Annotated in this window: 25 protein-coding genes; 7 read left to right on the top strand and 18 right to left on the bottom strand. The window is 63.8% G+C overall.

The features are described 5' to 3' along the window. Window positions 1–3: 3 nt before the first annotated feature. Entirely contained in the window at window positions 4–1,065 is a 1,062-nt protein-coding gene (locus B6V72_RS10930; protein WP_158275111.1) for an AI-2E family transporter, read from the bottom strand. A gap of 156 nt (window positions 1,066–1,221) precedes the next feature. Here B6V72_RS10930 and B6V72_RS10925 point away from each other — a divergent pair, with 156 nt between their 5' ends. Continuing rightward, window positions 1,222–1,419: a CsbD family protein gene (locus B6V72_RS10925; protein ID WP_075776653.1), complete on the top strand. Its 198-nt coding sequence runs from the start codon at window positions 1,222–1,224 to the stop codon at window positions 1,417–1,419. A 163-nt stretch (window positions 1,420–1,582) separates the two neighbouring features. Here B6V72_RS10925 and B6V72_RS10920 read toward each other — a convergent pair whose 3' ends face one another. From B6V72_RS10920 to B6V72_RS10910, 3 genes are all read right to left on the bottom strand, one after another. After that, entirely contained in the window at window positions 1,583–2,806 is a 1,224-nt protein-coding gene (locus B6V72_RS10920) for a hypothetical protein (RefSeq protein WP_088720001.1), read from the bottom strand. Then, a complete protein-coding gene (locus tag B6V72_RS10915; RefSeq protein ID WP_088720000.1) occupies window positions 2,803–3,222 on the bottom strand; it encodes a phage holin family protein in 420 nt (139 codons plus the stop codon). The genes B6V72_RS10920 and B6V72_RS10915 overlap by 4 nt, the downstream gene beginning before the upstream one ends. 109 nt (window positions 3,223–3,331) lie before the next feature. Then, window positions 3,332–3,526 (bottom strand): PLD nuclease N-terminal domain-containing protein, encoded by a 195-nt coding sequence (locus B6V72_RS10910; protein ID WP_088719999.1) that lies wholly within the window; start codon window positions 3,524–3,526, stop codon window positions 3,332–3,334. Between the two features lie 177 nt (window positions 3,527–3,703). On the opposite strand from B6V72_RS10910, the gene B6V72_RS10905 reads away from it, so the two are divergent. Continuing rightward, window positions 3,704–3,877, top strand: coding sequence for a DUF1328 domain-containing protein (locus tag B6V72_RS10905; RefSeq protein WP_075776656.1), 174 nt, complete (start codon window positions 3,704–3,706; stop codon window positions 3,875–3,877). Window positions 3,878–3,888: 11 nt separating this feature from the next. On the opposite strand, the gene B6V72_RS10900 is transcribed toward B6V72_RS10905, so the two are convergent. From B6V72_RS10900 to B6V72_RS10885, 4 genes are all read right to left on the bottom strand, one after another. Next, window positions 3,889–4,158, bottom strand: a complete 270-nt coding sequence (locus B6V72_RS10900; protein WP_088735546.1) for a CerR family C-terminal domain-containing protein — start codon at window positions 4,156–4,158, stop codon at window positions 3,889–3,891. Window positions 4,159–4,214: 56 nt separating this feature from the next. Next, window positions 4,215–4,994 (bottom strand): MipA/OmpV family protein, encoded by a 780-nt coding sequence (locus B6V72_RS10895; RefSeq protein ID WP_075776657.1) that lies wholly within the window; start codon window positions 4,992–4,994, stop codon window positions 4,215–4,217. A gap of 89 nt (window positions 4,995–5,083) precedes the next feature. Continuing rightward, window positions 5,084–6,718, bottom strand: coding sequence for a hypothetical protein (locus B6V72_RS10890; protein ID WP_088735545.1), 1,635 nt, complete (start codon window positions 6,716–6,718; stop codon window positions 5,084–5,086). Between the two features lie 80 nt (window positions 6,719–6,798). Beyond that, a complete protein-coding gene (locus B6V72_RS10885) occupies window positions 6,799–8,607 on the bottom strand; it encodes an alkaline phosphatase PhoX (protein ID WP_088735544.1) in 1,809 nt (602 codons plus the stop codon). A 317-nt stretch (window positions 8,608–8,924) separates the two neighbouring features. Between B6V72_RS10885 and B6V72_RS10880 the strand changes: the two genes are divergently transcribed. Next, the gene (locus B6V72_RS10880) at window positions 8,925–9,803 is read left to right on the top strand and encodes a YihY/virulence factor BrkB family protein (protein ID WP_088723561.1); all 879 of its coding nucleotides are present in this window, start codon (window positions 8,925–8,927) and stop codon (window positions 9,801–9,803) included. A gap of 50 nt (window positions 9,804–9,853) precedes the next feature. On the opposite strand, the gene B6V72_RS10875 is transcribed toward B6V72_RS10880, so the two are convergent. The 5 genes from B6V72_RS10875 to B6V72_RS10855 form a co-directional block, all read right to left on the bottom strand. Further along, complete coding sequence (locus B6V72_RS10875; RefSeq protein ID WP_088735543.1) at window positions 9,854–13,468, bottom strand: translocation/assembly module TamB domain-containing protein; 3,615 nt, start codon at window positions 13,466–13,468, stop codon at window positions 9,854–9,856. Continuing rightward, complete coding sequence (locus tag B6V72_RS10870) at window positions 13,468–15,261, bottom strand: autotransporter assembly complex family protein (RefSeq protein ID WP_088735542.1); 1,794 nt, start codon at window positions 15,259–15,261, stop codon at window positions 13,468–13,470. The genes B6V72_RS10875 and B6V72_RS10870 overlap by 1 nt, the downstream gene beginning before the upstream one ends. A 113-nt stretch (window positions 15,262–15,374) precedes the next feature. Next, the gene (locus B6V72_RS10865) at window positions 15,375–15,899 is read right to left on the bottom strand and encodes an NUDIX domain-containing protein (RefSeq protein WP_075776662.1); all 525 of its coding nucleotides are present in this window, start codon (window positions 15,897–15,899) and stop codon (window positions 15,375–15,377) included. Between the two features lie 138 nt (window positions 15,900–16,037). Then, window positions 16,038–16,550, bottom strand: a complete 513-nt coding sequence (secB, locus tag B6V72_RS10860) for a protein-export chaperone SecB (RefSeq protein WP_075776663.1) — start codon at window positions 16,548–16,550, stop codon at window positions 16,038–16,040. Window positions 16,551–16,609: 59 nt separating this feature from the next. Further along, complete coding sequence (locus B6V72_RS10855) at window positions 16,610–17,134, bottom strand: FxsA family protein (protein WP_088735541.1); 525 nt, start codon at window positions 17,132–17,134, stop codon at window positions 16,610–16,612. A 118-nt stretch (window positions 17,135–17,252) separates the two neighbouring features. Between B6V72_RS10855 and B6V72_RS10850 the strand changes: the two genes are divergently transcribed. Genes B6V72_RS10850 through B6V72_RS10840 form a run of 3 tightly spaced genes read left to right on the top strand, consistent with a single transcriptional unit; the run spans window position 17,253 to window position 19,392 of the window. Continuing rightward, window positions 17,253–17,912 (top strand): Tim44/TimA family putative adaptor protein, encoded by a 660-nt coding sequence (locus B6V72_RS10850; protein ID WP_088719992.1) that lies wholly within the window; start codon window positions 17,253–17,255, stop codon window positions 17,910–17,912. Window positions 17,913–17,917: 5 nt separating this feature from the next. After that, the gene (locus tag B6V72_RS10845; RefSeq protein WP_240497717.1) at window positions 17,918–18,802 is read left to right on the top strand and encodes an MltA domain-containing protein; all 885 of its coding nucleotides are present in this window, start codon (window positions 17,918–17,920) and stop codon (window positions 18,800–18,802) included. Further along, entirely contained in the window at window positions 18,799–19,392 is a 594-nt protein-coding gene (locus B6V72_RS10840) for a Smr/MutS family protein (protein WP_088735540.1), read from the top strand. The genes B6V72_RS10845 and B6V72_RS10840 overlap by 4 nt, the downstream gene beginning before the upstream one ends. Here the strand turns inward: B6V72_RS10840 and B6V72_RS10835 are convergent. Genes B6V72_RS10835 through hslV form a run of 4 tightly spaced genes read right to left on the bottom strand, consistent with a single transcriptional unit; the run spans window position 19,389 to window position 23,463 of the window. Beyond that, window positions 19,389–20,480, bottom strand: a complete 1,092-nt coding sequence (locus B6V72_RS10835; protein WP_088735539.1) for an alpha/beta fold hydrolase — start codon at window positions 20,478–20,480, stop codon at window positions 19,389–19,391. The two genes, B6V72_RS10840 and B6V72_RS10835, sit on opposite strands and share 4 nt — an antisense overlap. A gap of 60 nt (window positions 20,481–20,540) precedes the next feature. After that, window positions 20,541–21,848 carry an ATP-dependent protease ATPase subunit HslU gene (gene hslU / locus B6V72_RS10830; RefSeq protein WP_075776669.1) on the bottom strand — a complete coding sequence of 436 codons (1,308 nt, stop codon included), beginning with the start codon at window positions 21,846–21,848 and terminating at the stop codon, window positions 20,541–20,543. A gap of 3 nt (window positions 21,849–21,851) precedes the next feature. Continuing rightward, window positions 21,852–22,913, bottom strand: a complete 1,062-nt coding sequence (locus B6V72_RS10825) for a hypothetical protein (RefSeq protein ID WP_088719989.1) — start codon at window positions 22,911–22,913, stop codon at window positions 21,852–21,854. Beyond that, entirely contained in the window at window positions 22,906–23,463 is a 558-nt protein-coding gene (hslV, locus tag B6V72_RS10820) for an ATP-dependent protease subunit HslV (protein WP_075776671.1), read from the bottom strand. Before hslV ends, B6V72_RS10825 begins: the two co-directional genes overlap by 8 nt. A 93-nt stretch (window positions 23,464–23,556) precedes the next feature. Between hslV and B6V72_RS10815 the strand changes: the two genes are divergently transcribed. After that, window positions 23,557–24,462: a hypothetical protein gene (locus B6V72_RS10815; RefSeq protein ID WP_088735538.1), complete on the top strand. Its 906-nt coding sequence runs from the start codon at window positions 23,557–23,559 to the stop codon at window positions 24,460–24,462. Between the two features lie 47 nt (window positions 24,463–24,509). Here the strand turns inward: B6V72_RS10815 and trxA are convergent, their stop codons facing one another. After that, window positions 24,510–24,830 (bottom strand): thioredoxin, encoded by a 321-nt coding sequence (gene trxA / locus B6V72_RS10810; protein ID WP_075776673.1) that lies wholly within the window; start codon window positions 24,828–24,830, stop codon window positions 24,510–24,512. Between the last annotated feature and the right edge of the window lie 35 nt (window positions 24,831–24,865).

Below are 24,865 nucleotides of genomic sequence, written 5' to 3'. Positions count from 1 at the left end.
GGTTCAGTCGGCTTCGAGCTTCTGCTCCGGCTCGGATTTCGGGTCGGGCAAGCTGTTCGTCAGCACCAGCGCCCAAAGCAGCAGCGGGATCGCCACGATCCCGCCCAGCGGCCCCCAGAGCCAGATCCCGAAGGTCAGCGACAGGAACACCAGAAGCGGATTGAGGCGCATCTGCCGCCCGATCGCGGCAGGGGTCACGAACTGGGCTTCGGTCGCGTTCAGCACGATATAGATCAGCGGCGGCAGGATCACGCGCACCCCGTCGAACGTGGCCACGCCTGCGAATCCTAGCGCGATGATGAGCGCCGCGGGGCCGAGATAAAGGATGTAGTTGATGAGGAAGGCCACAAGCCCCCAAAGCGGCGCGTTCGGGAGCCCGATCAGCTGCATCGCGACGCCCACCGCCAGCCCGAGACCGCCATTGACCACCGTGATCGTGAGGAAGTAGCGCGACACCCGTGTCTCCGCCTTGCGCAACCGTGCAGCCGTAGCGCCGCGGCTCGAAGGCTCCGCGAGGTGCTTCGCGATCCAGTTGTAGATCTCGCCGCGCGAAAGCTGGAAGAAGAACAGCGCCCCGACATAGATCAGCGCCTGTGCGATGATGGACGGCGCCAGCATCACGAGATCCTTGGCATCCGGCACGGCGCTCTTGTCGCCATTGCCGCCGCCATCCTTGGCGCCATCCGTCGCCGGCGTGATCGCGTCGCTGACCTCTTTCGAGGCGTCCTGGATGCCTTGGAACATGTGGCGCATATGAATGATGGTGGAGCGCATGTCGTCCATCACCTTCGGCGCCTGTCGCATCAGTTCGGAGACGACCGGCTGGATCACGAGGACCAGCAGCACGGCGATCATCAGCGAGATCACGAGCGAGGTAAGCGCCCCCCAGACAGGCGACAGACCTCTTTTCTCCCATGCATCGGAAATCGGTGAAAGCACGATCCCCACGACGAGCGCGAGCACGACGGGCGCGAGTAGGCTTTCCACCTGGCTCAGCGCAGCCACGACAGCGATTACAGCGATCACGATCATGGCGATGCGCGACAGGGTCTCCAGGCGATGCATTTCGAGAATTACTTCCCTCTTGGTTTCGCGATCTAACGCCGTCGGACGATAGCGGGTTCCCTGTTTTTGTGCTGCCGTGCAGAGGAACATCGCCCCCGGCGAAACGTTGATGAAAGACGCCTGAACCCGCGTCTTCATCTTGAAAGGAGCGACGCCATGAATTGGGATCAAATAAAAGGCAACTGGAACGAAATGAAGGGCAAGGCCCGCGAGAACTGGGGCGAATTGACCGACGACGAACTTCAGGAGGCCGCAGGTCATCGCGAGCAGATGGTCGGCCTGATCCAGAAGAAATACGGTAAGACCAAGGAAGACGCCGAGCGCGAAGTCGACACCTGGTCCAGCTCGATCTGATCTTCAGAAACAGACCCTGTTACAGCGTAAAACATGCAAACCGGCGCCGTAGAGATCGCGGCGCCGGTTTTCTTTTGGGCCTCGGTCTCGCATCCCCGCCGATAACCGCGCAAAGAAAAAGGCCGGGCGCGATGCCCGGCCTTTCTGCATACTGCCCCACCGTTCAGTGGGTGGCCTTCGAACTCGACGACGACGCGCTGCCCCCGCCGGTCGAGCCGGCGCCGGACGAGCCGGAACCAGTCGACGAGGTGCTCGACGAAGAGGACGAAGAATGGTTCGCCTTCACCTTCTCGGCCGCTTCGTGGGTCTTCGCCTCGGCCTTGGACGCCACATCCTCGGCTTTTGCCCGCGCGGCATCCTTGGCTTCTTGGGCCCCGGCGCGGACCTCGTCTTCGCCTTTCTGCAGCGACTGACCGACATCGCGCAGCGCGCGATTGGCTTCCTCCGCCAACTGGCGCGAGAGGCGGTCGATCAGCTGCTCTCCGGCAGCCATCGCCTGATCGCCGAAATCGCGTGCGGCGCTGCGCGCCTCGTCACCGGCCGAGCTCATCACCGAGCGGGCGGTCCGCTTCAGTTCATCGGTGAACTGGTCGGCCACCTTGCCCGCACGACGCTTCTCGTCGCGGTACAGACGCTCTGCCTCGTTGAACAGGCGGTTGGCGCGCGGCCCGAAGCTGCGGCGGCTGACATTGACGTCCGGCTTGGGCACCGCGTTGAAGATCGCGGCCCCGACGGCGAAGCCGATAGCGGCAGCGATCAGCGGGTGATCCTTGACCATCTGCTTGCTGGTCGACCCGGCATGGGTCGCCCCGTCCTGCAGGCGAATCCGGGCGGAATAGGCTCTTTCGCGGGCCCGCACCACGCGATCGCGCGCATCCTCGTTGAGGTCGCTCAGACCCGAGGACAGTGTGTTGCGCAGGTCGCTCGCGAATTTCTGCATCACCTCGGAGCGCTCCTTGACGAAGTCGCGCGCCTTGTCGGTCGAGCTGCGCTGCTCGGCTTCGAGATCTTCGAGACGGACCGAGGCGTCATGGCGCAGCGTATCGATCTCGTCGATCCAGCCGTCGGCACCCGCGTCGCTCGGCATCACGAGCGGATCGGCATCGGCCACCAGATCTTCTTCCTCGATGCTCTCCGAGTTGCGCTGGCGCAGCAGGAACCATGCGATTCCGGCGCCGGCGAGGGCGAAGGCCACCGGATTCTTGCGCACGGCCTGTTCGGCGCTGCGGGCGGCAGGCGCGGCGTAATCGCGCACGGCCTGCGACACCTGCTCGGAGAGGTAATCCGGCGCGATACGCGCGGTCAGATCGCCGAGCGTCGATGCGAGATCGGCGCGGTCTTGGCGCAGTCGGTTCTCGATGTCCTGAATGGTTCTCTTCTCGGTCATTTGAAGCTCTCCTTTAGCGCCTGCGCGTCAGCAGACAGGTTTTCCTTGAGACGGGTGGGCGGGCTCGACACTTTGCGCAGCTTCGACGCGGCGATCAGCGCCGCGAGGATGGCGAGGATCAGTAGCACCGCGCCGACGATCAGCGTCGCGGGGCCCCGATCGAGGCCGGCCCATTCCAGCCCGTAGATGGCGGATTGCGTCAGGGGGAAGATCGCGCCGAGGGCGAAAACCAGGGCGACCCCACCGAGAATCGCGGCATTGCGTGCCAGACCAGCCCGGTGGGCCGCTTCAGCGCGCACCAATTCTGCTTCGGTCCGTGCGATCTCGCGGGTTTGCTCGATCACGCGGTTCAGCAAATCGCTCACCGTCCCGCGGCCCTCGTGGCCGTCAGAATTCTCGGTATCGTGGTAATTCATCGACCTCTCCCAAACATGTCGCGACTTCTCGCCGCGATTTCTGTGGTTCCAACGCGGGTTGCGGAATGCGGTTCCGTGACGGCCGCTGCCTCCACCACACCCGATTTCGTCATTTCGAAGCGCGCGGCCCGGCCACCAGCCAGATCAGGAAACCGATCAGAGGCAGGAAGAAGACAAGAAGCGCCCAGAGCACTTTCTTCCCGGTGCTGGAATTCGACCCGATGATCGAAACGAGCGCCCAGATATCGAGTGCCAGTAGGACGATACCCCAAAAGCCACCGAGGCCAGTCATATTCATTTCCATGTCGCCATCTCCCTTTTTCGTGAGCTCATGAATCGCGCCCCAAACGCCGGAAAGCGTTGGATGTTCCTCGGAATCACTGACCCAGGGTAATGGAACTTTCGTGAAATGCGCACGTTTGGATGCCATGAAGGCGCAGCACTCAGCGCTAATGTACGCAACATCCGAAGGAGAATACCCATGCTTGGTTGGGCTCTGACTTTTCTCGTTATCGCGCTGATTGCCGCAGCGCTCGGTTTTGGCGGCATCGCAGGCGCATCTGCCGGGATCGCACAGATCCTCTTCGTGGTTTTCCTGATCCTGTTCGTGGTGGCCATGGTCGCCCGTGCGGTAAAAGGCAAACCGCCGGTGTAAGTGCGAAGACGCTAGGAATATTTCAGGCCGCTCCCACCGGGGCGGCCTTTTTCATGCGCCGGGCGCCGCGCTCGCGCGCGCCTGCGCCAGGTCGCGTCGAGATTGTCGGCGATGACGCGGGATATCTGTGCGGTTTCCGATTCGCCGATCTCCGTCCAGCCCATCTTTCGGCGCACGATTTCCGCGCCGAGCCGGAAATAGAGGACCTGACCACTCATCGCAAAAACCCTGAGCGCTGCGTCAGCGAGGCCCCGAAAAAGCAAGCCGCACGGGCGACCCATGCGGCTTGGCTTCACGTGACTCGTAGGAAGCTTTGTCCCGATCAGAAGGGACCCGATCAGAACGGGAACGTCACCCGACGGGTCAGCATCAGCGAGACCGAGCTCTGTTCGCGCGAGCCCTGCTGCACGATCGGGCTGTTCGCCGCATCGCCCTGCAGGCGGTCGTAGTTCAGCTTGCCTTCCACCGCCCAGTTATTGCCGAGCTGATAGGTCGCCGACAGTTCCAGACCGGTCGATACGAGGCCGCCATCGGGCGAATAGGCTGCCAGACCGCTCGCCGTCGATTCCGACGGGCTGATGCCGAAATAGGTGCGGTTGTAGAGCCCGGAGCCATAGAAGATGCGCGGGCCGATGCTCAGCTTGAAATTGTCGGTCTTGATCGGCTTCCAATCGGCGCCGATTTCCGCGACGACGGCGTTATGCCCGACCACGCCGTAGCGCATATCCGCGAAAGCGCCCCATTGCGGCGCCTGGTAGCCAAGCCCGAGACCCAGTTCGAGCGAGGTGTCGACATCGTCGAGACCCGCGATTTCGGAATAATCGCTGGAATTGCGCCCGCCGACGAGCCGGAAGGAGCCATGCACGTTCGGGCCCAGCTTTTCGTAATTCGGATCGTCCGAGCCGAAGCGCATCCCCTGCAGCGTGAAGCTGTTGAGCTTCACCTTCGCGGTGGGCTTGGTGTCGTAGTGATCCGCGCCGAAATAGGACGGCGCATAGCGCGCGCCCGCACCGATGGTGAAGGTCACGCCACTTTCTGCCTGCGCGCTCGCCGCGGTGCAGACAGCAGCGACCGCGATGGCGGCGCTTGCGGAAAGTTGGCGGATGACTTTTGCCATGGTGGCGCTCCCGAAAAAATGTCCCGATTTGTGCGAACACTGCCAATTGACGGCGAAAAACGCAATCGGCCGGCGCAGATTGCTGCCGATTAGCGGCGCTTATACCACGGCTGGGCGATTTCCTCGATGCCTGTCGGCTGATCCTGCTCCAATTCACGCCAGACCGTGCCATCGACCGGGGCGATGGTCGCATCGCGGCCTTGGGTGAAACTCTGGTCGCGCACGATCATCCGGTAGGCTGCGTTCAGCGCATCGGCACGCTCCGGCGAAGGCAGGATCAGCGGGCCGACATCCTCGGCCAGGGCCGCCTCTTTCTCGGGCGGCAGCTTGCCTGCTTTCAGCCACGCCTCGATCACTTCGGCATTGGCGCGGAACTCGTCCCCTGCCCTGTTGCTCTTCAGGTAATGGGCGTAATCGCCGCTGCCGTCGGCGCGCGTTCGGTCGGGGGTGCCCGCGAGTCCCTTCTGCGTCCAGTGATACCAGCCGCCGCGATAGGCCTCCTTGCCCAGCTTGCGGGCGAAGGCAAAGGTGGAGTCGTCGTTCACGCCCAGCGTGCCGTGACAGCCGACGCAGAACACAGTCTCCTCGAAGCTCTGCGGGCGCAGATCGCCCGTCGCATCCTCGATGAAACCCTGCAGCCGCCAGCCGAACGTGTTGGGCACGCCGGTTTCGGAACTGCCGAAGAACTGCTTGGTGCGATCCGGAAAGGCGTTGTCTTCCTTCAGCTCGGCCAACGCGGTCTCTTCCAGATCGGCATAGGTTTCCCAATCCGTCTTGACCATGTAGCGGAGCTCTTTCAGCCGCGCGGCCATCTGGATGCCCTCGGGGGTCGGGTCGATATAGCGCACGGAATGCACGAATTCGGTGCCCTCCGGGTAAAGCCCGGCGGCAAGCTCCGCGCCGTCCACGCCCGCGCGCCCCGCCCAATGCATCGTGATCCCGTCGAGCGGCGCGAAGGCGAATTTCACCACCTCCGCCTGCCCCATCTCACCGTCGCGGTCCAGATCGACGCCCATCGCGGCCTCATCTGTCGGCTCGATCGCGACATCGGCACGGGTGATGAGCGCCTGCACGATGGCAAGGTTGGTCTTGTAGGTGGCAATGTCTTCGACCCCGTCGGCATTCTGACGGAACGCCTCCGGCAGACGGATCATCACGTCGTCTGTCGAGCCGTTCGTCGGCCAGAACGTGCCGGGCAGCGGCTGATAGGCGAAGGCGCGCCAGCCGGTCAGGCTACCGTCGGGCCTGCGGTCAAAGCCCTCGTCGTCGAAGGCGAATTGCACGTCGGGGATATAGCCGTCCCACGCCCCGTTGCCATTCACGTCCCAATCCGCGGGCGGATCGGCCAGCTTGGCGGCCAAGGCGATCCCGCCCGCCGCATCGTGGTAATTGTCCTGCCGCACATAGGCGCGGATTTCCGCGCTGTTCGTCGCGGCCACCTCGGCGCGGCGATCCACGAAGAGGTTGCGCCACGGGTTCTCGAGCGCCGGGCCCGGAAACGCATATTCGGTCTGCAGATCGGCATCGCGCACGTAATTCGGATGGCGCGGATAGGTGTGACAGGTCTGGCACGGGTTATGCACCTCGCCCGCCTTGTCTTCCGTCTTGGTATAGCATTGCGGAGGAATATAGGCTGTCGGATTGTCCAGCACCGTGGTCTTCAGATCGACCGCCCCCGCCATCGTGGTCATGCTCAGCAGCGCCAGTATCGAAATCCGCAGCATCCGTCCGTCCTCAGTCTTGAAAGAAAAGGCGAGGCCCGGGTCTCCGCCGGGCCTCGCCAGAAGTGTCTCGCGAGCGCCCGTTACTGGGTCTTCACGGTGTCATCCATTTGCGGGAACGGGCCGACGTAACCCACATAGGCACGCGCCTGCGCCGGGTCGGTCAGCTTGTCTTCGTCGCTCTCGCCGTAGGGGTGCTGGATCACCGCCATCAGGTAGCCGTGGCCGTTGACGTTCGGGTACCAGTAAGTGGAGGTGGTTTCCGAACCGTAGGGCGTCGACAGGATGCGGGTAAGCTCCTTGGTGTCGGTGTTCATTGCCCAGATCACGTCGTTCTGGTGGCCCGAGCCGGTGTCCTCACCGATGATCAGCGTGTTGTAGCCCGGCATGTAGGTGATGTTGTCCGGGTTCGCGATGCCGTTGATATCGCAGCTGTTCAGCTCGGCCGTGTCGCCGCACATGTCATGCGCCGGATCGCAGCTTGCGTCCTGCGCCTTGACCTTGTGCTCTTCGGTGAGCGGCTTGCCCGAGATCAGACCCATCATCTTCGTCGCGGTGAACTTGTCGTCCAGCGAGAGCGAATAGACCGTGCCGCACTTGTTCTTCGGCAGCTTGATCGCGTTCATCCCGCCCAGATCCTGCTTGGCACCGTCTTCCATGCCCTTCTCGACCGCCGACATCGACAGATACATCTGATGCTTGTCGGCGTCGTAGGTGATGCCTTCCATCTTGCGGAACTCGGTCGTGGCGCCCTTCATCGAGGCGTAGCGACGGGTTTCCAGACGCGAGGCGATCGCATCCATGCCGTCCTTGACCTTCAGACACTCGGGATTGCCTTCGGCGTTAGAAGCCGAGAAGCCATCGGCGCAGGAACCGTCCTCGCCCATCTCGGCGGTCTCGAAGAGATCCGAGAACTGGGTACCGGCTTCGATCGCCTTCTGGATCGTCGCATCGTCGGCATGGCCCAGATCGACCCATTCCAGATCGGCCGCGCCACCATTTTCTGCCGAGGTCTGGTTCCACTTGGCCGCATAAAGCGTCCCGGCGCTCAGGTCGCCTGCCTTGTCGGCTTCAAAGCGGAACAGGCCGACATTGGTGCCGTCATCCGAGATGTAGGCGGTTTTCTGGTCGGGCATGACATAGGCCAGCTCGACAGCCACGCGGCCCATTGCGAAATGCTTGTCGGCCTTGGCCGACCCGTCTTCCGAGACGGTGATCTCGGTCGGATAGCCGTAGCGATAGGGCTTGTAGGCGTCGCGGAACTGCTCGAGCGACATGCCCTCGGGGTTCACGCCCGCATAGCGCACCATCGGGAAGTCGTAGTCGTCGATTTCGTCGAGCGAGGTCGCCGCTTCGATCGCGCGTGCATCGGCCGGGTATTCTTCCGAACCCAGATGCGTCTCCCACGGCGTCACCGAACCCGCGCAGGGCACCCAGAGACCGTGATATTCAGAGAAGTCGATCGGCTTGGTGGAGACCAGCTTCAGGTTGCCATCGGCATCCTGGCTGACTTCGCTGAGATACATCGCACCGGGGCGCGACTCGAAATGCGTCACCGAGTAGAGCTTGTCGCCCTGACGGAGGAGCGAGGTGAAATCGGCGGATTCGGAGATGTGCTCGGAGCCGTCGGCCGACTTGACCGGCTTGCCGTCCTTGTCGGTCAGCAGCGCGAAGGTGTTGTCACCGATCTTGTCGCCCGAGCGCGCCATCACGTGATAACCGATCTTGTAGTCCTTGCCGTTGACGGTGACCGTGTCGGAGGCGATCGCCTCACGCTTGGCCGCGTCGTCCTTGGCGAAAGGAACGGACGAGAAGGAGATATCGCCGGCATGCGCCGCGAGCGGCAGCACGGCAATTGCGGTGGCTTGGAGGAGGGTGGTGCGAAGCGACATGGCTGATCCCTTGGCTAGTTGCGTTCACGACGCTCCTAACGGCGAAGTGATTCCCTTTTGTGACAATGTCGCGTTTGCGTGAACGGGCGCGCCGCCATTTGCCGGGGGCGCGCGGGGCGCCAGCAGCACCGGCGGCCCCTGCTCCAAAATAGACCCTAGTCCACCCTGTTTTCCGCATTTCGCCTCCCCCTCGCCCTAGGCATGCCCCGCCCGCCCGACGCCAAGCGCCTGTGGCGCAACAGCTTTCAGCAAAGCGCGGGCCGCGCGTTGCGATCACGCGGGGCTTGCGCGATGGTGGGTGAAACGAGGAGTGGCGCGTGAGAGAAACGGCGAAATTCGCGGTCAGCCTGTTCGGGCGGCTTTTCGAGTCGAATATCACCCTCGTCTCGGCGGGGGTCGCCTTCTATTCCATGCTCGCGATCTTCCCCGGCATCTCCGCAACGATCGCATTGTGGAGCGCCTTTGCCGATCCGACGGTAATCCGCACCTACCTAAACGTGGCCGACGATTTCATACCGCCCGAAGCCTATGGGCTGCTCAACGAGCAGATCCAGAGTTGGCTGATCGGGCCGCGTGCATCAATCGGATTGGGCGTCGTGCTCTCGGCCGCCGTGACCCTGTTCTCCGCCCGCGCGGGCGTCGCGGCTTTGGTGCTTTCGCTCAACGTGATCCACGGCACGCGGCCCCGCGCGACGATCTGGAGCTTCATCATGGGCTACCTGATGACGATCGCGCTTGTCGGCGTGATGCTGGCCGCGATGGCAACGGTCGTCGTCGTGCCCATCGTCATCAATTTTCTGCCGTTCCACGAATATTCAAAGATCCTGCTCTCGGGCTTGCCCTGGGCGGCGATGCTTTTGCTGATGCTCACAGCGCTTGGCATCCTCTATCGCTACGGTCCCAATACGGTGGGCAAGCGCGATCCGATCCTGACGCTCGGCGCGGTGTTGGCAACGGCGCTCTGGGGGCTGAGCTCGATCGGGCTGACCTTCTACCTGTCGAATTTCGGCAATTACAACAAGATCTACGGCTCGATCGGGGCGGTGATCGCCTTGCTCATCTGGCTCTATCTGAGCGCCTTTTCGGTGCTGATGGGGGCTGCGCTGAACGCCGAACTCACCGCCTTCCGCAAGCGCCGCACGCAGGAAAAATTGCGCGACGCGATCGAAGGCGACGCCGAGCCCGGGGGCGAGTAGTCATGGGTTTCACTTTTTTCCCGGGGCGGAAATGAAGTGAAACTTATCGCTCAGTAGTTCTTCTCGAAATAGAGGCCGATCCCGCTCTTGCCGTCGGAGCCGACGGTGCCGCGCGCGGTGAGGCTTTTGGTGACATCGAGATTCAGGTTGATCTGCGAGGTGCCGTCGCCGCCCACCGTGACATCGGTATAGATATTGTCCGACAGGTATTTCCCGACCTTGAGCTGGGTATTACCCTGCGCATCGGTCGAGACGTCGAAATCGTCCAGCCCGAAATTCTTCCGCAGCTTGCCGATGATCCCCTCGCCACCCTTGCCGGCGAGCGTCGCGACCGCCGAGGCCAGTTGCGCCGCCTGCAGAGGCGAGAGATTGTCGATCGATCGTCCGAAGATAAGCCGTGCCAGAACCTCGTCCTGCGGCAGCTCCGGAGAGGAGGTGAAGGTCACCTTCGGCTCGTTCGCCTGTCCCTGAATGTTGATCGAGATCGTGTAGTCGTTCTGCGTCGTGGTCGCGGTGAAGTCGATATAGGGCACCAGCGCGCCCTGCAGCGCGATCCGGCCCTGATCGAGCGTGAAGCGTTGCCCGAGAATGTCGAGCCGTCCGCGCACGAGCGAGAACTGCCCGATCGGGATCACGTTCGACGTGGTGCCCGAGACCCGCAGCGAGCCGCCAAGTTCCGCATCCAGACCGCGGCCGCGCACGAAGATGCCGCGCTCCGAGGCGATGGTGACGTCGAGCGGATAGGACGGGCCCGAAGCCTTGGCGCCGCCGCTCGCATCGCTCTGGCCGTTGTTCAGCAGGTTGGCGCGCTTGAGCGTCTGGCGCACCGCGCCGCTTTCGCCGACATGCTCGATCCCGGCGGGGACCGAGGCGCCGCCGCCGACGCCCGAAGACGGCACCCGCAATTCGGTATCGCTCAGCGTGATGCGCCCGGCGATCTTCGCACCGCCCGCAAGCGGCCCGTCCATCGTGATCGTGCCCGACGCGCGCGTGTCGTAAAGCTCCGGATCCTTCAACCGCGCGCGGTCGAAACGGATCGTCAGGTTGCCGTTGTAGGGCGCCGACAGGTTGATCGGCCCGTTGACCGTGATCTGCCCGCCCGTGCCGAGCCGCCCGGTCAAACCGAGCTGCGCGGCGCCGTTCGACAGCTGCACCTGGGTATTCACATCCTCCAGCACCATCCCGAGGTTCGGAGCAACGACCTTCGTGCCATTCGCCGAGACCGTGCCCGACAGCGCCGACAGCCCCGGCTTGCCGTTCAGCCGCAGATCGAAGCTGAGCGGGCCCTGCACCGAGCGCGGCTCGATGAAGCTGTTGGCGAGCGCGGTCTGTGCCTGTCCGGTTATCGAAAGATCGGCATCGCCGAAATTCGACGCCACGCGGCCGGAGACTTTCGCATCGGTGCCACCCGGGCCGGTGCCCGAAAGGTTCAGCTGATAGCCGCTGCCGTCATCGACCACCGTGCCCGACACCGTCACCGGCCCCGGAAAGCCCGGCGCGAACAGGGCCGCATTCGCCAGACGTGCGTTCAGGTCGATCTTGCGCGACCTCTCGCCCGCCGTCCCTTTCGCCGAGACGTCGAGCTGCGGGTTGCTCAGTTTGAGGCTTTGCACCTCGACCGCGCCGTTGGCGTAGCTCGCCTGAAGGTCGAGATTGGTTGTGCCGGCCAGAAGCTTGTCGGCCTCGGGCTGCCCGATCGCGAGGGATTTGCCGGTGCCCTTCAGCGTCACCCCGTAGCGCTCTCCGTTCAGCGTCACCGTCGCATCGGCCGCCAGCGCGCCGCGATAGCCGCCGCCCAGCACCGAAAGATCGTTGGTGTCGAGCGTGGCAGTCAACTTGCCATCCTGACTGGCCAGCGTGCCCTGCGCCTGAAGCGTGCCCGCCCGCGTCTGCACGTTAAGCGAATCCAGCGTCACCCCGGTCTCGTCGCGCTTGGCCGAGATCGCGATCTCCGACCGACCCGCCAGCGCACGATCCGCCTGCGGCTGGTCGATCGAGACGTCCTGACCGACGAGGTTGAGATTGGCGTCGAAGGCGCCGCTGAGGACGGTGTATTTCCCCGCGACCGTCATCCGCGCCGAACCGCCGAGCTTGCGCCCCGCCAGATCGGACAGCATCGCGAGGTCGGAATGGTCGATCTGCGCCGCGCCCTCGACGGTGATACCTTCGCTGATATTGTCGATCGTCAGGTTCGAATTCAGGCTGTAACCGGTGCCTTTCAGCGCCAGTTGCGACAAGCGCAGAGGCTTGTCCTGCTGCCACGAGAACACGGTGCGCAGGGTTACGGCGCTGCCGGCCGCCGCGCTCAGCTTCGGGTCGGAAAGCTCCAGCCCGTTGATTCCCAGCAGAACCGTGCCACCGACCGAGGGTGGCGAGGCCTGCCGGATACGGCCCGAGCCCGAGAGATTCGCGGTCAGCATCTTTGTGCCATCTTCGCGGCGCAGCTGGTTCAGGCGGCCCGAGAGTTTCCAGCCGTCGCCCTCTGCCTTGTCATAGCCGAGGTCCAGCTTGCCCGATTGCACGTAGGTTTTCGGCCCCGAGATCGGAAGCAGCACTTCCTGCCCGTTGCCCAGTCCGAGGTCAGCCTTCAGGTCGAATTTCACCGGCATGTTGGTCGCGCCGATCTGCGCCGAGCCGTTCAGCTGCAGCGCGCGCGATTTAAGATCGAGCGTGTTGAGCGTAGTCTGCCCCGAAGCCGTGCGGGTGCCATCCGCGACCAGCGCAACCTCGTTGCCGAAGAACTCGTGGTAATCGGGTGGCAGAAGCGGGCGGATATCGCCGCCCAGCGCGACGGAGAATGTCGTGACCGGCGGACTGCCCGCCGGAGCGCCGTCGGGCGTTTTGCTGCCTATGGAGACCTGCCCCGCCAGACGCTGCTGGCCATCGGTGCTCAGCACGATGTCGGAGGTGAAATCGTCGAGCGGCCCGCTTCCGGACACTGCAAGCGTCATCGCCGGATTGCCCGGCAGGCCGATCTTCTGGACGATGATGCCGTTCTTGCCCTCATCAACCAGCAGATCGAGGCCTAGATCGCGGGTGCCGTTGTCGTAAGACGCGGTGAGGGAGAATTTGCCCTTCTTGGTGTCGATCCGGGTGATATCGAGCTTCGCCTTGCCTTCGCCGCCTGCGAGCGACATCGACCCGGTGACCTTCACCGTCGCCTCCTGGCCGAGGATCGGCTCGCCGAGGATCACCTTCTGCGCGTCGATCTTGCCGATCTTCACCGAGACCGGGAGGTCGGGAAGCTGGAAGGGCTTGGCCTCCGGGCTGGGGGCTGTCGAACTGCTCTGGGATGTCGGCAGGCGTGGCAGGTCGATCTCGGCGGCGGAGAGCTCATCGATCTCGATCTTGCCGGTCAGCAGCGCCGAGCGGTTCCATTGGATCGCGCCATCCTTGATCGTGATCCATGCGCCATCCTTGTCGGAGATCGTCAACTGATCGAAGGTCGCGCGCGAACTCAGCGCGCCCGAAAACCCGTCGAGCCGCACGGTGCGCCCGGCGCCCGAGAGGTTATCCTCGATCAGCCCCGTCAGGTAAGAGCGGTCGCGCTGCGTCTGCTGTTCTGTCGCGGCCCCTGCCCCGTCCGCAGCTTGCGGCGAGTTGTCCTGCGCCGCAGCCATCAGAGGCGTCAGGCAGAAAGCGAGAAGGATGGCGAAACGTTTCATCAGAAGGCCTGCCCAATACCGATATAGAGTTGCGCCCCCGATCCGGTGCCGCCCGAGACCGGGAAGCCGACGTCGAGACGGATCGGGCCGATGCCCGTCTTGTAGCGCAGGCCGAGACCTGCGCCTGCCTGCGAGCCCGATTGCCCGCCGCCTGCGACATAGCCGTAGTCATAGAAGGCGACCGCGCCAATCTTGTCGGTGATGCCGATGCGCGCTTCACCCTGGAAACCCACGAATTCGGTGCCGCCGATTTTCAGCGTACCGCCTTCGAGCACTTCAACGCCGAGCGACTGGTAGGGCTGGCCGCGCACGGTGCCGCCGCCGCCCGAGTAGAAAAGGTAGTCGCGCGGGGTGTTCTCGAGGTTCGAGCCGTAGACGCCGCCCAGTTGCACGCGGCCCGCCAACACGAAGCGATCGTTCTGCCCGAAGCCCTTATAGGCGCGCAGATCGCCCATGACCTGTGCCCCGGTGCCGGTATCGCCGCCGATCCCCACGAAAGGCGTCAGCCCGGCCTGAATGTAATAACCTTTGGTCGGGTCGAGCGCGTTGTCGCGATCATCCCAGGTGAGTTTTGTCGGCAGATAGACCTGCCGGAAATAGGTCTCGCCGGAATCGTCGGTCACCTTGGACCAGCCGTAATTGATCGAGACGTCGCCAGTCAGCTTGTCGTTGAATATCCGTGTCAGACCGAAGCCGATATCGAAGGCGTTCTCGGTGTAATCCTCTTCGTTCTTCTGGCTGATCTCGGTGGTGATGTAGGCGCTGGTTTCCGGGTTGAAGGTGGCCGGGCGGTCGATCCGCGCGCCGATCGAGTAATCCGTGCCGCCCGTCGCGCCGCCGATGCCCGAAATGCCCGCATCCACGCGAAAGCGCTCGCCGCCGCCGAAGAGGTTTCGATGCAGCCAGTAGCCGTTGAGGCCGAGCCCGTCGCTGGAGCTGAGTTCCGCGCCGAGGCCGATCTTGCGTTTCTTCTGCTCGACCACGGCGAGATTCACGTCGAGACTGTCATCGGGGTTGAGCGTCTTCGCCTCGGTAATCGCGACAGAGGAGAAAATCCCGGTGCGCTGCAGCCGCGACTGGACCTGATCGAGCTTCTTCGGATCATAGACCTCGCCCTTGGGGAAGCCCGCTATCTCGCGCAGGCGTTTCGTGCGCAGGCGCTTGTTGCCGGAGGTCTCGAGCCGGCCGAAGGTTACCAGCGGCCCCGGAGCCAGGCGCACATCGGAGGCCAACTGATTGGCACGGTGATCCGCGACGATGTTCTGATAGGAGACTTCGGCCTTCGCGTGACCCGCATCGCGCCAGCCGGTCGTGGCGGCGCTCGCGGCATCGACGATCACGCCCGATTTCGCGACCTTGCCGACCTTGTAGCCCTCGGGCAGATCGGTTTTCGGCGCGACCGGCGCGATATCGGCGCGCGAGAAGGTGAATTCGGGGCCGGGCGTCACGGTTACGACGACGTTGTTCACCGTCGAAGGCGCATCGAGCGGCGGGATCGAGGCCGCCTCGCGCCCGTCAAGCTTGATCGACACGGTGCCGGAATAGTGCCCCTCGCCGAACAGCGCCGAAACGATACGGTTGTAGTCGGCCCGCGCCTCGGCAAGCACGTCCTGCGCGTCCTTGCTCTTGTCGTCTGCGGATTGCGCCAGAAGCGACGCGCCCTTGATCGTGTTGCGCAGATCGTCGGATGCGCCGGGAGTATTGAACTTCAATGAATATGCGAGTGCCGGGGTCGCGAGGATCGCAAGCGCCGCCACGCTCAGATGAAATACTCGGATGGTCTTCGGTCCCATTACTCATGCCCCCGCCCAATCGGAAGCAGAGTTACAGGTAAGCGAAGTGAAAGCTAGGGCAAGCGCGGAATTCCGCGTAGCATCTGAAGGTGATCGGCAGAAATCCCCGCCGCTCAGCAGATCAGTGCGGGCAGAATGCGGGAGACATGTTCTTGCATGTAGAACCGCAGCCAGCGCGAGAACCGCTCGGGATAGCGTTTCACCTCCGCACCGAGATCGTAAAGGCTTAGCCAGCGAGTCTCCGAGACAAGCTCTGGATCGGGGGTCACGGTAAGGCCACGCTGCGCATAGGCGATGTAGATGTCGGTCACCTCGTGCTCGATCAGGCCGTCGCCGATATCCATGCGGTATTCGATACGATCTGCATGAGCGGGATAGAGCCCATCGATGCCCAATTCCTCGCGCAGCCGCCGCCGCGCGCAGGTTTCGGGGCGCTCCCCCCAATCGGGATGGCTGCAGCAGGTATTCGACCAGAGGCCGGGGGCTTGCAGGCAATGCGTCGAGCGCTTCTGCAGAAGAAGCTTTTCGCCATCCATGACAAAAATGGAGACCGCCCGGTGGCGGAGCCCCTCGCGATGTGCGTCCATCGCGTCGACGGGGGCGAGCGCGCCCCCGATCCATGCCTGAATCTGGCCCATGAGTCCTCTTTTGCATCCGGTGATCCCGCCCGGCTTGCAGGCGGGTCACGCAGTGCAAAATAGAGCCGTGACCGGACAGAGTCACGGCGTCAGCTTGTCCCTGAGGCACGATGACGCGCCCCAGGCCTGCTTGACGGATCAGGCCGTCGTCGGCGCCTCGGTCTGCTGACGGCGCGCCAGTTCGTTGCGATAAAGCGCGACGAAATCGACGATCTCGAGATTGAAGGGCGGGAAGCCACCATCGCGCGTCACGTCCGAGACGATCCGGCGCACGAAGGGGAACAGCTGGCGCGGGCATTCGATCAGCAGGAAGGGATGCAACTGATCTTCCGGCACGCCCTCGACGTGGAAAATGCCGCCGTAATCAAGCTCGAGCAGGTAAAGCGTCGCCCCGTCGGATTTGTTGTTCGCCGTGATCTTGAACTTGGTGATCACCTCGTACTGGTTCTCGACGCTGCGCTTCTTGGCGTCGAGCGAAACCTGCACCTGCATCTCGGGCTGGATGTCGCTGGTTTGCACGCCCTTGGTGGCGACATTGTTCTCGAATGACAGGTCGCGCGTAAATTGCGCGAGGATGTTCATGCGGAGCCCTTGTTGCTCTTGCTGCGGATCCGCGGCGCCGTTGGTCTCGCCATTTGCTTCGTCAGTCATCGACCTCTCCCAAAATTAATTGTGCGAGGTTTAGCACCGGCTGGGAGAAGCCTCAATTCTCAATGACGCGTCCAGCCGGACGGCCCGTCGGAGGGCTTGCCGTTCGGGTGGTCGCGATGGGTCATTTCCTCGACCTCGTCAGCGTCGAGGATCTCCGGATCGCGCGAACGGCGCGGCGCATCGCGGCGGGGGTCGTACTGGTTGGACCGGTAGGCGCCGCCCATCTCGAAGCGCTGCACCTTCACCCGGCTGCCCACGGCCTTCATCAGCGCGTCGCGAATGCCAGGGATCAGCAGCAGGATACCGACCGTATCGGTGAAGAAGCCCGGCGTCAGCAGCAGCACCCCGGCAACGAGAATCATCGCACCATGCGCCAGCGGCCGCGAAGGATCGCGCAATTCATTGAGCGAGCTGCGCAGATCGTCGAGCGCCCGCGCGCCTTCCCGACGCACCAGCGACGTACCGACGATCGCGGTCAGCAACACGATCCCCAGCGTCGGCCAAAGGCCGATCAGCCCGCCCACTTGAATGAACAGACCGATCTCGATCAGCGGCACGGCCACAAAGGCCAGAAAGATCCACATGGCATCCTCTTTTATCGCGTCTTCCGGCAAGCTGCGCCGGTGGACTTGAACTGGTTGACGCCTTACATAAGTAGCGATTGACCTAGAAACAAACACGAAGCCAAACACAGGGGTCTCGATGTCCGGTGCCGTCATTCAGCTTATCGTCCTCGCGGCGATTGCGATCTTCCTGATTTTCAAGCTGAAAAGCGTGCTCGGGACCCGTGAAGGCTATGAAAAGCCGATCGCGCCGGAAACGCCCGCGACGCCCGCACCGAAGCGTGACTTCGACGTGATCGAGGGCGGGCCTGATCACGACATCATCGATCATGTTCCCGAAGGCTCGACCTCCGCCGTGGCGCTGGCCGCGATGAAGCGCGTCGAGCCCAGCTTCTCGGTGTCGCAGTTCCTGCAAGGCGCACGTGGCGCCTATGAGATGATCCTGATGGCCTTCGAGACCGGCGATCTGGAAAAGGTGCGCCCCTTCCTGTCGCCCGAAGTCTACGAGGCGTTCGAAGGTGCCGTGGAAGCGCGCAAGGAGAAGGGCCTCGACGTTCAGGCGGAATTCCTCGGCCTGCGCGAACTGGTGCTGAGCAATGCCGATTTCGACCATTCCACGAACGAGGCAGAGGTGACCGTGCGCTTCGGGGCAGAAATCATTTCGGTGGCGCGCGATGCCTCGGGTGAGGTCGTCGAGGGCGATCCCAAGACGCCGCGCAAACAGCGCGACATCTGGACCTTCGCACGCAAGATGGGTGCGAAAGACCCGAACTGGCAGCTCGTCGCCACGGGCGGCTGAGGCCAGTGCTGTCCTTCGAAGATATTCCCGGCTGGGCCCGGGACGATCACGCCGCCGCTTGGGCGGCGTTTTGCGTTACGGCCGATCTCTACGGGATGGACACCGCCGGGCTGGACGACGCCCGAGCCGCTTTCGAGACCTATTTCGCCCCCTATGAAATCGCGCCAGAGGGCGCTGCCCATTTCACTGGGTATTACGAACCCGAACTGCCCGGCGCGCGCGAGAAATCCGACCGCTTCGCCTGGCCGCTTTATGCGAAACCGGCTGAAATAGGGTCTAATTCGCCTTGGTACACCCGCGCCGAGATCGCCGCGGGCGATCTGCTGGCGGGGCGCGAGCTGGTCTGGCTCGAGAGCCCGATCGAGGCCTATCTCGCGCAGGTGCAAGGCTCGCTACGGGTGCGGTTTGCGGATGGCGAGAGCCTGCGGCTGGGCTTCGACGGCAAGAACGGGCATCCCTACCGCTCCATCGGCAAGGAGCTGATCGCGCGCGGCGCGGCCCCGGCCCAGGAGATGACGCCCGAGTTCATCCGACGCTGGGCCGCCGAGAACCCCGATCAGTTGCAGGAGCTGCTGAACCACAATCCGTCTTTCGTGTTCTTCCGGGTGCTGGATGTCCCGGGCGATACCGGCCCCCTGGGCGCGATGGGGCGTCCGGTGAGCGCAGGACGCAGCCTCGCGGTGGACCCCGAGATCGTACCGCTGGGCAGCCCGGTCTGGATCGACTGCCCCGGCTTCGGGCAGCGGTTGATGGTGGCGCAGGATGTGGGCTCTGCGATCAAGGGCGCGGGACGCGGTGATCTCTTCATCGGCACCGGCGCGGATGCCGGGCGCATCGCAGGCGCGATCAACACCAAGGGCCGGATGATCGGCTTGCGGAGGCGCGCATGAGCCGCAAACGCAAACTCAGCCCCGAGGAGCGCGCGCTTTGGGATCGCGTGGCGGCGACCACCGAGAATTACCGCCCCAAAAAGGCCGATCGAGCCGAATTAGAGTCTTTTCTTGCGCCCAAACCCAAGCCGAAACCGAAGGCCGAAGGTCTACGCAGCTTCGAGCTGGGTCAGCACGCAAAGCCTTCGTCCAGCCGTCACGATCTAGCCCCGGAGCCGGGCGAGCATCTTGCGCGCCAACCGGTCACGATGGACCGCAAGGCGCATAAGGCGATGACCCGCGGCAAGCTGAAACCCGAAGGGGTGCTCGACCTGCACGGGCTGACTCTGGCCGAAGCGCATCCCGAACTGATCCGCTTCATCCTGAATTCGCAAAGCCACGGCAAGCGGCTGGTGCTTGTGATCACGGGCAAGGGCAAGCGGGGCGACGATGACGGCCCGATCCCACGGCGCGTCGGCGTTTTGCGCCACCAGGTGCCGCACTGGTTGCGGATGATGCCGCTCGCGCCCGCCGTCATGCAGATCAACGAGGCGCATCTGAAACATGGCGGCGCGGGTGCCTATTACGTCTATCTGCGGCGAATGCGCTAACCGCCCGAAATCGGCGCGAGGATGATCTGCGTCGTGTTCTCGACCGTCAGCACCACCGCATCGCCCAGCCCCGTGCGTCCCAGCTGTTCCACCTCGAGCACCTGCGCCACCTGCTGCGCGCTGTCGAGCAGCCGGATCAGCGCGGGCGACGTGACGACGTTGAAATGGCCGTCCCCGGTATTGAAGGCCGAGACGTTGATCACCGTCACCCTGTAGCGTGCGATGCGGGAGACATCTTCTAGATTGCCGAGCCGGTCACGCTTGCCCGTCAGCCGCGCCGACAGCTGCAGCGCTCTGTCCTTCGAGGAGGTGAAGATTATGAACGGCGTCGGCAACGTGCCGATCGCGTCGGCCTGCGTCTTGAACACATCCACCGCAATGTCGGGCGAGATCAGGACCACCCCGGAAATCGTCGAAAATCGACCCTGTTTATGCGCAATCGCCTCCTGACGCAGCACCTCCATCACCAATTCCGAGCCCAGAGAATGCGCCACGATCAGGATGCGTTTCGCCCCCGCCGCGTTCAGATCGTCGATCAATTCCTCCAGCCCGTCGCGTGCGAAGAGCACCGAGTCCCGGTCGTAGGCATAGCCCAGCACATTCGCCCGCGACGGCCAGGAGTAATGCACCATCACGCCGGGCAGATCGAAATCCGCGCCCATCTGCGCCATCCGGTACAGGCCTTCGGCGAAGGAGTTGTTGAAACCGTGGACGAACAACACCGCCTGTCCGTCATGTTTGCGCAGCGCCGTGCGCAGCTCCGACTGGAAGGCGGATCGAGGCATGTCGATCTCGGATTGCGAGACGAGGAACTGCTTGTCCGGGTCGACCGGCGAGGTGTCGGTCATCGGATAGGCGATCTCGGCCACCTTGCGATCCGGCGGCGTGGCGACGTCGAAGCGCGCGAGCCGCAGCTGCTGACTGCGCGCGGTGCCGAAGGGCTGGCCGGTCTGTGGATCGGGCGCCCGTGTCGAGCCCACGAAAATAGACCGCGCATCGGCGACCGGGTGATCGAGATAGGCAAGCCGCCCGCGCGGTGCGCAGGCGGCCAAGCTCAGCATCAAGATTACGATCAGAAACCGCGCCATCGCCCGTGCCTTGCATCATCCCGCAGGAGGATACCAGAGCGCGCGCGGGGTGCCAGTGCCCTAGAGGACGTAGCGGCTCAGATCGGTGTCGCGGGTCAGATCGCCGAGCTCTTTCTCGACGAAACCCGCGTCGACGGTGACGCTTTGTCCGCCACGGTCGGGCGCGGTGAAGGACAGCTCCTCGAACACGCGTTCCATGACGGTATAGAGCCTTCTGGCGCCGATATTCTCGACCGAGCGATTGACCTCTGCCGCGATCCGGGCGAGCGCCGCGATACCATCCTCCGTGAAGGCGACCTCGACCTCTTCGGTCTTCATCAGCGCCTGATACTGCCGGGTCAGCGCGTTGTCGGTCTCCGACAGGATGCGGGTGAAGTCCTGCTCGGTCAGCGCCTGCAACTCCACGCGGATCGGCAGACGACCCTGCAATTCAGGCAGCAGGTCGGACGGCTTTGCGATATGGAACGCGCCCGAGGCGATGAACAGGATATGGTCGGTCTTCACCGGGCCGAGCTTGGTCGAAACGGTCGTCCCTTCGATCAGCGGCAGCAGGTCGCGCTGCACGCCTTCGCGCGAGACGTCGGCCCCGCGCGCATCCGAGCGCGCCGTGACCTTGTCGATCTCGTCGATGAAGACCATGCCGGAATGCTGAACGGCTTCGAGTGCCGCGGTCTTCACCGTCTCGTCGTCCAGAAGCTTGTCGGCCTCTTCCGAGATCAGCACCTCGTAACTTTCCGAGACGGTCATCTTGCGCCGCGTGGTGCGATTGCCGCCGAAGGCTTTGAACAGGTCCTGAAGCCCCTGCATCTGCTGCTCCATGCCCGGCTGACCGCCCATCATCCCGAGCGGCATGCCGCCGGACTGATCTGCCACATCGAGCTCGATGATCTTGTCGTCGAGCTCGCCATCGCGCAGCTTCTTGCGGAACATCTCGCGGGTGCTTTCGCGCGCATCGGTGCCGGCGAGCGCGGCGATCACGCGATCCTCGGCGGCCTGATGCGCCTTCGCCTTCACCTCTTCGCGCATATACTCGCGGGTCTGGACCATCGCGACATCGGCCAGGTCGCGGATGATCTGCTCCACGTCACGGCCGACATAGCCCACTTCGGTGAACTTCGTCGCTTCGACCTTCAGGAACGGCGCGCGGGCCAGTTTCGCCAGACGGCGCGAGATCTCGGTCTTGCCGACGCCGGTCGGGCCGATCATCAGGATGTTCTTCGGATAGACCTCTTCGCGCAGATCGTCGGGCAGTTGCTGACGGCGCCAACGGTTGCGCAGCGCAACGGCGACGGCGCGCTTGGCGTCTTTCTGGCCGATGATGAAACGGTCGAGTTCCGAGACGATTTCGCGGGGGGTCAGATCGGTCATGGATTACTCCGTGGCATAGGGCGGCAGGCGATGCTTGCCGGGGAAATTGGGAAGCGCGCGCATCAGGCGCGTGCGCAGCTCGGTCCAGAACGAGCCGAGCGCGGTGAGAAAGAGGCCGATCAGGATCAGCGTGATCCACCAGCTGCGCGGATCGGTGGCATTGCCGAAGGCATAGAAGCTGAGAAAGATCATGTAGCCGATCCCGGCCGTGAAGAAGGAGCGCCGGTCGATGATCAGCGCCAACGCGGCGAACACAGCCAGCGTGGCGAGCAGCAGCACATAGCCCGTCCCCGGCCCCATCTTGTAGAAGGTCAGCGCGAGCGTGTTGACCAGCGCGGGGGCTGCCAGAACGTGCAGCCAGAAGCCCGAGGCCGATTGCCGACCCAGCCGATGCGGGTCGCGCATGTCGAACCAGATGCCACCTGCGAGCGCCAAGAGCCCAAAGACCAGCATCGCCAGCGACAGCGCCGAGCCGTTGGACAGATCGAACAGGTCGACCGTTTTTGAGATCGGCGCCTCGGGATCGAAGCCCTTCGCGAAGGACAGCAGCAGGCCCAGCCCGCAAAGCCCCACAAGAAACATCGAGAACGGCACCCGGTAGCGCAGGAACCACGCGATCAGCGCCACGGCGGTCGCGACCAGTGCGAGATCGAAGTTCGGGTCTTGGGTGACAAAGCGCATCCCGAGGATTGGAATCCCGAGGAAGCTCGCCAGAACTGCCCCTCCCAGCGTGAGCGTCAGCAGGATCGAGGGAAGCACCATCCGGCGCTTGCGGGTGAAATATTCCCCCAGCAACGCAATCAACGGGATCAGCATCGCGTAACCCAGCTTGCCGCCCGCGAAGAGGAGGAAGCCGAACGACCCGAAGATCAGGATGCCGAGGCCGACGGTCACGAAGATTTCGGCAAAGCCTTTGAACAGCTCGAAGGGTTCGTCCTCGGCGGGAAGGGCCGCGCGACCGGCGAGGCGGTTGCTCGCCAGCGCCATCACCGAGGCGGCCTGCGCCTCGCTGATATGGCCAGCCGCGACCGCCGCACGCAGATCGTCGCGCGTCAGCTCAGCCACCGATGCTCTCCACCGTCAGGTTGCCATTGGTGTAGACGCAGATATCGGAGGCGATCTCCATCGCCTTGCGGGCCACCGCCTCGGCGTCGAGATCGGTTTCCATCAGCCCACGGGCCGCGGCGAGGGCGAAGTTGCCGCCCGAGCCGATCGCGGCGATGCCGTGTTCCGGCTCCAGCACGTCACCCGCGCCGGTCAGGACGTAAAGATCCTTGCCATCGGTCACGATCAGCATCGCTTCGAGATTGCGCAGATATTTGTCCGTGCGCCAATCCTTCGCGAGTTCAACGCAGCCGCGCATCAGCTGACCGGGCGAAGCCTCGAGCTTCTTCTCGAGCCGCTCCAGCAGGGTGAACGCATCTGCGGTCGAGCCTGCGAAGCCCGCGACGATGTCGTGACCGCCGGGGCTCAGGCGGCGCACCTTGCGCGCCGAGCCCTTGATGACGGTCTGGCCAAGGCTGACCTGCCCGTCGCCCGCGACCACCACTTTACCACCCTTGCGGATGCCGATGATCGTCGTGCCGTGCCAGCCCGGGAATTTCTCTTCGGCCATAATAGTCCTCCGTTTGCGCCAAAGATATGTAACCCGCAGGCCGGGGCTGCAACCCCGCTTGCCGGTGCGGGAGTCTGCGGCTAGCGTCACCGCATGAGCGCGCAGCACCTTTCGATCTATCTCGATGACTGGATTCTGGAGCAGGTCCGGGCTGGCGAACACAATTTCTTCAAGCGGCTGATCGGGGCGGTGGAGGCGGCGGATTGGACCGTTAGCCTGCATCGGACCGGCCCCGAGGCGCGCGCGGCGGCCCCTGCCCGCGAAGGCTATGCGCTTTACCGGATGGAGCCGCCGACCCATGCGCGGGCGCTGACCTGCAGACGGACCTATGTGGGGGCGTTCTGGCATGTCGAGGGGGAGGCGGAGCGGTGGGATTGGCCGGTCGCTCAGGCGGCGTTCGATGCCGATGAGGTGGATGGAGACGCCGCCGCGCAATTCTTCTTTTCCACGCGAAACAAGCTCTATCCCGGTGTAAAACCGTCCGATGAGGAGGATCTGGCCTTCATTCCGCTGCAAGGGCGACTGCTGGACCACCGCTCGTTCCAGTCGGTGAGCCCGGTGCAGATGATCGAGGAGGTGCTGGCCCGTCATTCCGGCCCGGTCGTGGCCACGCTGCACCCGAACGAGGATTACACAGCGCGCGAAATCGAGGCGCTGGAGGCGATCGCGGCCCGTCACCCACGCTTTCGCTTCCAGTCCGGCGGTTCCCGCGAACTGCTCCGCCGCTGCCGCTTCGTCGCCACCCAGAATAGCGCGCTCGCGCTGGAGGGGTTCTTCCTGCGCAAACCGGCGATCCTGTTCGGCCTGTCGGATTTCCACCACATCGCCGGATCGGTGCCGCGCGACGGGATCGAGACCGCTTTCGAGAAACTGCGCGAGACGCCGCCGGTGGCGCGATACCTCTACTGGTTCCTGCAACTCCAATCGCTCAACGCAGGCCGCCCCGAATTCGAGGACCGCCTTCGCGCAAGGCTGCGCCATTTCGGCTGGCCGATATGAAAAAAGGCGCCCGAGGGCGCCCTTTTCCGTCAAACCTGATCCGCAGATCAGATCGATTCGTTGATCCAGCTTTGCAGCGCCGCTTTCGGGGCTGCGCCGATCTTGTTCGAGACGACCTCGCCATCCTTGAACAGGAACAGGGCGGGGATGCCGCGAACACCCAGCGTCGCCGGGCTGTCGGGGTTCTCGTCGACGTTCACTTTCACGACCTTGATCTTGCCGGACATTTCCTCGGCAATCTCTTCGAGCGACGGGCCGATCATGCGGCAGGGGCCGCACCATTCAGCCCAGAAATCCACCACGACGGGAACGTCGGACTTACGCACTTCCTGATCGAAAGTGGCGTCGGTAACAGCAACGGTAGCCATGTCAGCCTCCTGAATATTGGGTCGGCAAGGAAGGT

Source organism: Thioclava sp. F34-6, from assembly GCF_002213235.1.
GTDB classification, from domain to species: domain Bacteria; phylum Pseudomonadota; class Alphaproteobacteria; order Rhodobacterales; family Rhodobacteraceae; genus Thioclava; species Thioclava nitratireducens.
The sequence above is the reverse complement of the archived record's forward strand: the minus strand, read 5'-3'. Positions and strand labels throughout refer to the sequence as shown.

Coding starts and splice junctions, on each gene's coding strand:
- B6V72_RS10930 (WP_158275111.1), bottom strand. CDS start 1,065: ATGCATCGCCTGGAGACCCTGTCGCGCATCGCCATGATCGTGATCGCT.
- B6V72_RS10925 (WP_075776653.1), top strand. CDS start 1,222: ATGAATTGGGATCAAATAAAAGGCAACTGGAACGAAATGAAGGGCAAG.
- B6V72_RS10920 (WP_088720001.1), bottom strand. CDS start 2,806: ATGACCGAGAAGAGAACCATTCAGGACATCGAGAACCGACTGCGCCAA.
- B6V72_RS10915 (WP_088720000.1), bottom strand. CDS start 3,222: ATGAATTACCACGATACCGAGAATTCTGACGGCCACGAGGGCCGCGGG.
- B6V72_RS10910 (WP_088719999.1), bottom strand. CDS start 3,526: ATGGAAATGAATATGACTGGCCTCGGTGGCTTTTGGGGTATCGTCCTA.
- B6V72_RS10905 (WP_075776656.1), top strand. CDS start 3,704: ATGCTTGGTTGGGCTCTGACTTTTCTCGTTATCGCGCTGATTGCCGCA.
- B6V72_RS10900 (WP_088735546.1), bottom strand. CDS start 4,158: ATGGGTCGCCCGTGCGGCTTGCTTTTTCGGGGCCTCGCTGACGCAGCG.
- B6V72_RS10895 (WP_075776657.1), bottom strand. CDS start 4,994: ATGGCAAAAGTCATCCGCCAACTTTCCGCAAGCGCCGCCATCGCGGTC.
- B6V72_RS10890 (WP_088735545.1), bottom strand. CDS start 6,718: ATGCTGCGGATTTCGATACTGGCGCTGCTGAGCATGACCACGATGGCG.
- B6V72_RS10885 (WP_088735544.1), bottom strand. CDS start 8,607: ATGTCGCTTCGCACCACCCTCCTCCAAGCCACCGCAATTGCCGTGCTG.
- B6V72_RS10875 (WP_088735543.1), bottom strand. CDS start 13,468: ATGAAACGTTTCGCCATCCTTCTCGCTTTCTGCCTGACGCCTCTGATG.
- B6V72_RS10870 (WP_088735542.1), bottom strand. CDS start 15,261: ATGGGACCGAAGACCATCCGAGTATTTCATCTGAGCGTGGCGGCGCTT.
- B6V72_RS10865 (WP_075776662.1), bottom strand. CDS start 15,899: ATGGGCCAGATTCAGGCATGGATCGGGGGCGCGCTCGCCCCCGTCGAC.
- secB (WP_075776663.1), bottom strand. CDS start 16,550: ATGACTGACGAAGCAAATGGCGAGACCAACGGCGCCGCGGATCCGCAG.
- B6V72_RS10855 (WP_088735541.1), bottom strand. CDS start 17,134: ATGTGGATCTTTCTGGCCTTTGTGGCCGTGCCGCTGATCGAGATCGGT.
- B6V72_RS10850 (WP_088719992.1), top strand. CDS start 17,253: ATGTCCGGTGCCGTCATTCAGCTTATCGTCCTCGCGGCGATTGCGATC.
- B6V72_RS10840 (WP_088735540.1), top strand. CDS start 18,799: ATGAGCCGCAAACGCAAACTCAGCCCCGAGGAGCGCGCGCTTTGGGAT.
- B6V72_RS10835 (WP_088735539.1), bottom strand. CDS start 20,480: ATGGCGCGGTTTCTGATCGTAATCTTGATGCTGAGCTTGGCCGCCTGC.
- hslU (WP_075776669.1), bottom strand. CDS start 21,848: ATGACCGATCTGACCCCCCGCGAAATCGTCTCGGAACTCGACCGTTTC.
- hslV (WP_075776671.1), bottom strand. CDS start 23,463: ATGGCCGAAGAGAAATTCCCGGGCTGGCACGGCACGACGATCATCGGC.
- B6V72_RS10815 (WP_088735538.1), top strand. CDS start 23,557: ATGAGCGCGCAGCACCTTTCGATCTATCTCGATGACTGGATTCTGGAG.
- trxA (WP_075776673.1), bottom strand. CDS start 24,830: ATGGCTACCGTTGCTGTTACCGACGCCACTTTCGATCAGGAAGTGCGT.